This window comes from Binatus sp. (SeqCode), assembly GCF_036522015.1.
Taxonomy (GTDB): domain Bacteria; phylum Desulfobacterota; class Binatia; order Binatales; family Binataceae; genus Binatus.
Genome location: NZ_DATDGQ010000177.1, coordinates 1 through 8,497 on the forward strand (window position 1 = coordinate 1; position 8,497 = coordinate 8,497).

Below are 8,497 nucleotides of genomic sequence, written 5' to 3' on the forward strand. Positions count from 1 at the left end.
ATATTCATCGCGAGAATTTCCACCAGGCTGGCACCACGAAAATGTACGCAGCCCGTTCGCTGATCTTCGCCTTCCCGGATCCCGCGACGACGCCCGCGAAAAAACCGGCGCCCTTCGACAAGGCTCAGCCGTTCAAGAACCTGGGAATTCGGCGCGTCAACGGCAACGCCAATGGCAACGACTTGCAGATCGAGGAAGTCGAGCTCGCGACCGCAGAGTTCTCAGGCACGGTCGGAATGGATCAGATGATCAAACATGGAAGCAACGACGCAAAGGACGAATAGGGAAATGAAAACGAAAATGTTCAGAAACAAGATCGTGACTGCGGCCTTTTTGGGGGCAGCCGGAGCGATTGCGCTCTGCGCGCAACAGGCGTTCGCGTTCGGAATGATGGGTGGCGCCGCCGGTGCACATGTCGGCGGGAGCGGTTCCGGACGGTTTGGATCTGCCGGGATGCGCACCGGAGCCTCGGGCATGGCCGGCGCGGTTACGATGAACGGAATCACAGTATTGCCGAACGGAGCGCTGATCGTCCCAGCGGTAACACCGCGCGTACCAGGAGCCGGTGCGAGCCAGGATCTGGGACGGCTGGATCAGCAGCAGACAACGGGAGCTCCTTGCAGAACTGCGAGCGACTGCACGGCCTATTAGCCGCTAGCCAAAGGACAAAGGAAGACAATGTTCAAAAACAAACTAGTTAATACGATGCTGTTCGCGGCTACCTGCGGAATCGCGCTTGCCGCCGTCGCAACGAAAACCAATCTCGCCCGCGCGAACGATAATCCGAAGGTGATCGAGATCACCGCGAAGAAGTTCGAGTTCTCGCCCAGCGAGATCACAATCAAGAAGGGCGAGCCCGTGATCCTGCGGCTGACCAGCGCCGATCGCGTGCACGGCTTCATGTCGAAGCCGCTCAAAATCGATACCGACATTGCTGACGGCAAGACTACCGATGTCGCCGTCAATCCCGACACCGCCGGCGACTTCACCGTGATCTGCGACCACTACTGCGGCACCGGCCACGGCAACATGAAGATGAAAGTGACCGTCGTCGAGTAAGAGTGACGTCATGTTTGCGCAATTGGTCAGCACGTATCATCTGCATCCAATCGTCGATCACTTCACCATCGCACTGCTGACCTTCGGGATCGCCGCGGAAATCCTCTCCGCCGCGGCGATCCTGCTCTCTCGGGGCCGCGGTGGCTTCTTATCAGCTTGGGGCTACAAACTTCGAAGCACCTCACTCCTGCTGATGATCGGAGGAGCGGCCGCCAGCGTCATGTCATATCTCACGGGCGACGCTGAGGCGGATCGGCTCTGGGACACAATGTCACCGGCCGCTCAGCAGATTCTCGCATCCTCGAACGGCCCGCACGACTACTTGTCCCACGCGGTATTAGGGCAATACCTGATGTACGCGTTTCTGATTCTCGCGGCATGGCGGGTGATGCTCGAGTTGTCGAGTCGTCTTGCACGCACACGAATCGTCTTCCTGGCTGTGGCGATAGTCGCGGCGGGAGCGCTCCTATATCAGGGCAAGACCGGTGGACAACTCGTTTACGAACACGGCGTCGGAGCACCGCGAGCAACAGTTTCATCTTCATCCCGCGGGGCGATCGCCGCCGATGTTTCGCGTCGGGAATAGCGCGACGTTCTGACCTGATGAATGAGTTCCGCCCTCGACGGCCTCTTCGGCGCATCGCCGAACTAGCTCCTTTAGAAATAAATTCGCAGGGCGAATCGCTTGGATCGAACCGATCCGCTAAGACTGATCGGCGTGCCCTCGTTGGTCAGGATATTTTCAACGGCCGCCGCCGGTCTGCTCTGCGCGATTCTTGCCACGTTCCCTGCCCTCGCGCAGATCGACTACGACGCCGGCAATGACACCGTCTTCGCGCATTCTGAGACGCTGCCATGGTGGCTCTCGGCACAAGGCAATTTCATCTTCCAGTGGCATCCGCGCTTTCACGCCGACTACAGCGGCCCCAACAGCTTCGAGCATGCCTCCGAACAGGCTGCTTCCGAGGTCACCACGCTCTACTCAGGTCTCGAGTTGTCGCCGTCGATTGAAGCGGTCGCGGATTTCGAAAGTGCAGGCGGCAGCGGCCTGAGCCAGACTCTCGGGCTGGCCGGCTTCACCAACCTGGACGCGGTTCGAAGTCCGAACCTTGGCGCGACACCCTACCTGGCGAGGCTCTGGTATCGCAAAGTGATCGCGCTGAGCGACGACACGATCAGCGTCGAGCGTACGCCGCTCTCGATCCTCACGACGTTGCCGGTCCGCCGCGTCGATATTCACGTCGGCGTATTCGACATGGTCGATTTCTTCGACCTGAACAGCGTCGCGAACGACAGTCACACGCAGTTCATGAACTGGACGGTCGTCAACAACGGCGCCTACGACTACGCCGCGGACACTCGCGGCTACACGTGGGGCGCGGTGATCGACTACGAAGATCGCGCGTGGGGTTTTCGCTTCGCTGAGGCGCTCATCTCCAAGCGTCCGAATGGACTGAATCTTCAAAAGAACCTGCAGGACGCCCATTCGGAAAACTACGAATTGGAGTTTCGTCCGGAATTGATCAAAAAGCGGGTGACCGCCGTGCGCCTGCTCGCGTTCACCAATTTCGCCAACATGGGCGACTACCACCAAGCGATCGATCTCTTCGAGCAGGGGAAGACTCCGACGCCGGAGATCGACAATCACCGCATGCAGACCACACTGAAGTATGGATTCGGCTTCAACGCCGAGCAGGAATTCACCGACTGTCTGAGAGGGTTCGTTCGCGCGGGCTGGAATGAAGGCGAGCACGAATCGTTTAACTACACGGAAGTGAACGATACGGTGGCGTTCGGCGGCGATCTGCGCGGCGCGCTATGGAATCGGCCCGAAGACAAGTTCGGCGTCGCGTTCGTCGGCAACGGAATCTCACAACGGCATCGCCAGTATCTCGCCGAGGGCGGCCTGGGCTTTCTCCTGGGGGACGGCGCGCTCAGCTACGGCCCCGAAAAAATCATGGAGTGCTACTACAACTTCCCAATCACGGTGCACGCCGGCTTCTTCGGTGCGATCGATCTCCAGTACATCGACAACCCCGGCTACAACCGCGCGCGCGGCCCGGTCGTCGTCCCCGGAATGCGCCTGCACGTCGAACTCTGAAGGTGCAAGGTTACCCCGGCCAGGGAAGCATGAAACCCGGGCGGGATTCACTACGATTAAGTTGGCTCCTCGCCCTGCTGGAACAATCGCATCAGCTCCTCGACCGTTGCCGGCCGCCTGCGCGCCGTCTCGAGGGTGTCGCGAACATGATCGACCGACTTCATCCCGACCAGCGCCACGTCCACCGCCGGCGTCGAGCGCACGAACTGAACTGATCTTTGCGCATCGGTCGCGAAGCCGCCGAACGCATTGGCGACTATCGGCGGCAGCCCGCGCGATAGCTGCCCCTGCAGCAGCGACGCGCTCGCGCAAACCGCGAGTCCGAACGCCTTCGCGGCGGCGAGCGGTGTTGCCTTGCCGGTGTGCGCGAATTGGTTCGAGCGCGTGACCGCCTCCGGCATCGCGAGATTGTACGGCAACTGGATCGCGCGAAAATGATGCGCGTCGCCGGCGACTTCGCGCGCGGTTTTCATCAACTCATCGAGCGACAGCCATCCTCGCTCGGTTTGCGCCGCGCGAAAACCGTTCCACGTCGCGGTCCCGTACACGCCGATCTTTCCGGCCTCCACCGCGGTTTCCAGGAACTCGAATATCGTCCTGATGCGCGCGAGGAACTCTTTCCGCTCGATCGCTTCGAGCTGCGTCTCCGGATTGTGAATATAGTAGATGTCGATCGTCTCGAGATTGAGATTCTTGCGCGACAATTCGAGCATCGTGCCGATGTACTTCGGCGTCATGCAGTGCGAGCCGTCGACCAGGTCGCTCGGCGCGACGATTCCCGTCTTCACGTAATGCTCTTCGAACCACGCGCGCGGATTCGGCGGCACTTCGCCGTCAAACGTGATGTAACCGCCCTTGGTCGCGACGATCACCTGCTCCCGTTCGATCTCGCCCGCTGCGACCAGTTCGCCAATCGCTTTGCCGATATTCCGTTCGCTCCTTTGGAAGCGGTAGTTCACCGCGGTGTCGATCAGGTTGATCCCGCCGCGCAGACTCGCCTTGATCGCTTCTTCGTACGCGCGATCGGTCTCGTCGTCGGGTTCGCCCAGGTAGGTACCGATTCCGATCGATGAAATCGACACTCCGAGCGCCGGCCGGAAATTTCCCGGCAGCGTTGGGAACCGGCTCGCGTATCTTGCCGTAGCGTCGGCGGTCGCACGCCCCTCGAGCATCATGCTGTGTCTCCCATCAATACTTACGACGAAAAAGATTGCGGGCTGATCGTCGGTTCGTAGAGCGCCTGGATTACATTGCCGTCGGGATCGCGAATGTAGAATGACACCGAGCCGTCGCGATGATGCTTAAGCTCGTGCACTATCTCGACGCCGTTGCCTCGCGCCCACGCGTATCCTGCCTCGACGTCGGCGATCGTCGGCACGATAAACCCGAGATGGTCAAGACGTTGCGCGTCGCCACCGTGATCACCGCGATGGAGCGCGACGTTGTCACATCCCGAGCTCAGGTACGCGTTGTCCGCGTCGGGTTGCCAGACCAGCTTCATGCCGAACACGCGAACGTAAAAATCCTTGGCGCGCTCGACATCGGAAACCTTGAGCGCCAGATGACGCATGCCGCGATTTTTGATCAACTCTTTGCCTCGCGCGTCTTGTAGCCAACCACCGCCCAAATCGGATCCGACGGCGGCGCGGTCGGCGCGCTTCGATCGATGAAATCTATATTCTCAAACGCGCCGCTCTCCATAAAGTAGCTGCCGACCAGCTTGCCGTGGTCGTAGTCGTCCAGACTCTGCCAAATCGCGACCGCCTTGGTCGGGAACATCCAATTCGAAAACGTCGCGACGAACGGCGCGCCCGGCTTAAGCACGCGCCCGACTTCCGCGAAGGTCTCCAGCGGCCGCGTCATGTACTGCACCGAGACTGTCACCACCACGCCGTCGAACTCCGCGTCGGCAAACGGCAACTTCGGCGCACGATTGAGATTGTGAATGACAATCTCCGTCAGCGCCGGATTATTTTCCATCTCCGCGCGATTCATCCCGAGTCCGACCACTCGCGACGGCCGGATATGCGCCGGCAGATGCGACCGCCAACTGCTCATCAGATCGAGGACTGTGCCGCCCTGAGGAAGCAGTTGCGCGTAGATCTCGCCGACCTTAGCGATCGCACCGTCGTCGATGTGCGTGACGAGTCGTGGGACCGAGTAAAATACCTCATCATCGTCGTCATCGACTCGTCTGAAGAAATCGGCGGGAAGTTGTCTAGCCATGCTGAAATCCTGTTTGGGCAGCCTGTGAATACATGATATTTATCGTTAAATATCAGCTATTTAGCAAAACTTGGCGAGAATTTTCGGAGCATCGTTGACACCGTTCGAGCGCCTCGTTTAAAGTAAAACACTTTTACATACTGCGCTGCAGCTCTCGTCCTTCGAGTAGCCGCGTAGATCGAGTAGCCGCGTAGATACTGAAAAAAAGAAAATGGTCCGACGCGACAAAACCAACTACGTTATCCAGTCCGTTTCTCACGCGCTCGATGTGCTCGAACAGTTTTTCGGCGAAGTCGATGAACTCGGAGTGACGGAACTTTCCAAACGGCTCAAGCTGCATAAGAACAACGTCTTCCGGCTGCTCGCGACGCTCGAAGCGCGCGGTTACATCGAACAAAACAAAGCCACCGAAAATTATCGCCTCGGCATCAAGTGCCTCCACCTCGGTCGCCGTTACATCCATCATATGGGCCTCGTGAGGCAAGCGCGCCCGATCCTCGCCGACGTCGCCAAAAAATGCCGCGAGAGCGCCTACGTCGCGATCGTCCGGCGCGACGGCGTCGTCCCGCTCGAAGCCGCCGAGGCCGAAGATCGCGCCGTCCGCATCACGCCGCCCATCGGAATCACGCTCCCGCTGCATTGTACTGCGGCCGGCAAGGCGCATCTCGCCTTCGACGCCGAAGAGCAGCTCAAGTCCGCGCTGCCGGAATCGCTGAAGCGCTTCACCGATCGCACGATAGTCGATCGCGCAATGCTGCTGGCGCAGCTCGAAGCAGTAGCGCGCGACGGCTACGCAGTGGACTCCGGCGAGTTCATCGAAGAAGTATCCTCAGTCGCAGTGCCGATCCGCGACTACACGCGCTCAGTCGTAGGCTCAGTCGCAGTCGCAGGCCCAACCTATCGCATTGGCCCCGAACGAATCACCGCCGAAATCGCCCCAAGCCTCCTCGACGCCGGCCGCGAACTCTCCCACCGCCTGGGATACAACGAATAGATTCACGATTGTATGCGGAACCCACCGTGGGTTCCGCACCTCCTTGGGCAGAGGTGACCCCTGCACCCAGCACTAGTCGCAAAATGGCGAGGACGCCATTTCGCTCCCAGGTTCTTTTTTCTGTCGCCTGCGTCTTGTGTCATCCCAAGCGAAGCCGAGAGACCCCGGATCTTTCGCGACGCCAGCCGACGCATCCCCAACCACGGATCAACCGCGACGTGTGAAGCTCGAGCATCGTTCCGATGCTTTGTGTCACCTTTGCGCGGCGGCGCTCTCATTAGTATGGTTTGACTGGCTGACGGTCCGCTGTTAGAAAATTTGCGTTTGTCGGCTCTATTCCCTGGGCAACTTCGTCTGTTCCAGATCAATCGATGCATGAACGAATGCGTGGAGTTATAAGGCTTTGAAGATTCTAGTTCCAATCAAGCGAGTTCCCGATCCCGCGACCACTATCCGTGTGCTGCCCGACGGCACCGGTATCGCCACCGACAACGTCAAATGGGTCATCAACCCGTTTTGCGAAATCGCGATAGAAGAGGCGCTCCGCATCAAGGAGAAACAGACCGGCGAGGTCATCCTCGTCACGGTCGGGCAGTCCACCTGGCAGGAGCAATTGCGCACGGGCCTCGCGATGGGCGCCGACCGCGCGATCCTGGTCAAGACCGACACCGCGCTCGATTCACTTGCGCTCGCGCGAATCCTCGCGAAAATCGCCAGCGACGAGAAGCCCGACCTCATCATATTGGGCAAGCAGGCGATCGACGACGACGCCAACCAGGTCGGCCAGATGCTCGCTGAGATGCTCGGATGGCCGCAGGCGACGTTCGCATCGAAAGTTGAGATCACGCCCGAAAAAACCTCCGTCGTCCGCGAAGTTGACGGCGGCCTCGAGACCATCGCGTTCAAGCTGCCCGCCGTCATCACCACCGACCTTCGCTTGAACGAGCCGCGCTACGCGTCGCTGCCGGGAATCATGAAGGCGCGCAAGAAAGAGCTGAAAGAGATTGCGGCGGACAGCCTCGGCGTCGATCTCGCGCCGAAGCTCAAGATCAAGACGATGGCCGCACCGCCCAAGCGCCAGGCCGGGCGCAAGGTCGCGTCGGTGCAGGAGCTGGTCGCGGTTCTTCACACTGAAGCCAAAGTTATTTGATTACGATTTTTACGATCACGACTCCGGAGTGAATTGAAATGGGTGACGTTCTGATTTTCGCGGAGCATCAGGGGGGACATTTCCCCAAGACTACGCTGACCGCCGTTCACGCGGGCCTCGACCTGGCGAAAAAGCGCGGCGGCAAAGCAATCGCGGTCGTCCCGGGCGATGCGCCCGAGGCGGCGGCCGGCGAGATCGCCAAGTACGGCGTCGCCAAAGTGATCGCGCTGGCGCATCCCGCGCTCAAGAACTATCTGGCCGACGCGCACGCGCAGGCGCTAGCTGCGCTGGCGAAAAAAGAAAACGCAGAATTTGTGCTCGCGACGGCGACGGCAATGGGCAAAGATTTGTTTCCGCGGCTGGCCGCGCGCCTCGGCGCTCCGATGGCGTCGGAAATCACCTCGATCAGCGACGACCATACCTTCGTGCGCCCAACTTACGCCGGCAACGTGATGGCGACAGTCGAGCTCGACGGGCCGATCAAAGTATTGACGGTGCGTGGCACCGCGTTCGACGCCGCCAAGCCGGGTGACGCCGTCGCGCCGGTCGAGAAGCAGGATGCCGAGATCGACGCGGGCGCACTCAAGATGGAATTCGTTTCGTTCAACGCGACCAAGAGCGATCGCCCGCAGCTAACCGAGGCGCGGATAATCGTTTCGGGCGGACGCGGCCTCAAATCGGGCGAAAACTTCAAGACCGTGCTCGAACCGCTGGTTGACGAAATGGGCGCCGCGATGGGCGCGTCGCGCGCGGCGGTAGATGCGGGCTTCGTGCCCAACGACTTGCAAGTCGGGCAGACCGGCAAGGTCGTCGCGCCCGAACTCTACATCGCAGTCGGAATTTCAGGCGCGATTCAGCATCTGGCGGGGATGAAGGACTCGAAGGTGATCGTCGCAATCAACAAGGATGAAGAGGCGCCGATTTTCGCGGTCGCCGACTACGGCCTGGTCGCCGACCTGTTCAAAGC

General features: G+C 60.1%; 10 protein-coding genes and 1 pseudogene. 8 read left to right on the top strand and 3 right to left on the bottom strand.

The window, feature by feature from the left end; genetic code table 11:
• The 5 genes and pseudogenes from VIW95_RS07475 to VIW95_RS07495 all read left to right on the top strand — a co-directional run.
• A pseudogene (locus VIW95_RS07475) lies at positions 1-284 on the top strand (hypothetical protein); the annotation flags it as partial.
• A 4-nt stretch (positions 285-288) separates the two neighbouring features.
• On the top strand, positions 289-651 hold the full coding sequence (locus VIW95_RS07480) for a hypothetical protein (protein ID WP_331584956.1): 363 nt from the start codon (positions 289-291) through the stop codon (positions 649-651).
• A 27-nt stretch (positions 652-678) separates the two neighbouring features.
• Entirely contained in the window at positions 679-1,059 is a 381-nt protein-coding gene (locus VIW95_RS07485; RefSeq protein WP_331584958.1) for a cupredoxin domain-containing protein, read from the top strand.
• A gap of 10 nt (positions 1,060-1,069) precedes the next feature.
• A complete protein-coding gene (locus tag VIW95_RS07490; protein ID WP_331584960.1) occupies positions 1,070-1,645 on the top strand; it encodes a DUF2231 domain-containing protein in 576 nt (191 codons plus the stop codon).
• A gap of 99 nt (positions 1,646-1,744) precedes the next feature.
• Positions 1,745-3,160, top strand: coding sequence for a carbohydrate porin (locus VIW95_RS07495; RefSeq protein WP_331584963.1), 1,416 nt, complete (start codon positions 1,745-1,747; stop codon positions 3,158-3,160).
• 56 nt (positions 3,161-3,216) lie between these two features.
• Here the strand turns inward: VIW95_RS07495 and VIW95_RS07500 are convergent, their stop codons facing one another.
• The 3 genes from VIW95_RS07500 to VIW95_RS07510 are packed head-to-tail and all read right to left on the bottom strand — an operon-like array spanning position 3,217 to position 5,386.
• Positions 3,217-4,335: an aldo/keto reductase gene (locus tag VIW95_RS07500; protein WP_331584965.1), complete on the bottom strand. Its 1,119-nt coding sequence runs from the start codon at positions 4,333-4,335 to the stop codon at positions 3,217-3,219.
• 20 nt (positions 4,336-4,355) lie between these two features.
• Positions 4,356-4,748, bottom strand: a complete 393-nt coding sequence (locus VIW95_RS07505; RefSeq protein ID WP_331584967.1) for a VOC family protein — start codon at positions 4,746-4,748, stop codon at positions 4,356-4,358.
• On the bottom strand, positions 4,745-5,386 hold the full coding sequence (locus VIW95_RS07510) for a class I SAM-dependent methyltransferase (protein ID WP_331584969.1): 642 nt from the start codon (positions 5,384-5,386) through the stop codon (positions 4,745-4,747). The genes VIW95_RS07505 and VIW95_RS07510 overlap by 4 nt, the downstream gene beginning before the upstream one ends.
• A gap of 211 nt (positions 5,387-5,597) precedes the next feature.
• Between VIW95_RS07510 and VIW95_RS07515 the strand changes: the two genes are divergently transcribed.
• The 3 genes from VIW95_RS07515 to VIW95_RS07525 all read left to right on the top strand — a co-directional run.
• On the top strand, positions 5,598-6,380 hold the full coding sequence (locus VIW95_RS07515; RefSeq protein ID WP_331584971.1) for an IclR family transcriptional regulator: 783 nt from the start codon (positions 5,598-5,600) through the stop codon (positions 6,378-6,380).
• Between the two features lie 403 nt (positions 6,381-6,783).
• On the top strand, positions 6,784-7,530 hold the full coding sequence (locus tag VIW95_RS07520) for an electron transfer flavoprotein subunit beta/FixA family protein (protein WP_331584973.1): 747 nt from the start codon (positions 6,784-6,786) through the stop codon (positions 7,528-7,530).
• Positions 7,531-7,568: 38 nt separating this feature from the next.
• The coding region (locus VIW95_RS07525; protein ID WP_331584975.1) for an electron transfer flavoprotein subunit alpha/FixB family protein at positions 7,569-8,497 on the top strand (929 nt) is incomplete at its 3' end.

Bases quoted from the DNA above. Each gene is read 5' to 3' on its own strand.
- VIW95_RS07480 (WP_331584956.1), top strand. From the start codon at position 289: ATGAAAACGAAAATGTTCAGAAACAAGATCGTGACTGCGGCCTTTTTG.
- VIW95_RS07515 (WP_331584971.1), top strand. From the start codon at position 5,598: ATGGTCCGACGCGACAAAACCAACTACGTTATCCAGTCCGTTTCTCAC.
- VIW95_RS07490 (WP_331584960.1), top strand. From the start codon at position 1,070: ATGTTTGCGCAATTGGTCAGCACGTATCATCTGCATCCAATCGTCGAT.
- VIW95_RS07510 (WP_331584969.1), bottom strand. From the start codon at position 5,386: ATGGCTAGACAACTTCCCGCCGATTTCTTCAGACGAGTCGATGACGAC.
- VIW95_RS07485 (WP_331584958.1), top strand. From the start codon at position 679: ATGTTCAAAAACAAACTAGTTAATACGATGCTGTTCGCGGCTACCTGC.
- VIW95_RS07500 (WP_331584965.1), bottom strand. From the start codon at position 4,335: ATGATGCTCGAGGGGCGTGCGACCGCCGACGCTACGGCAAGATACGCG.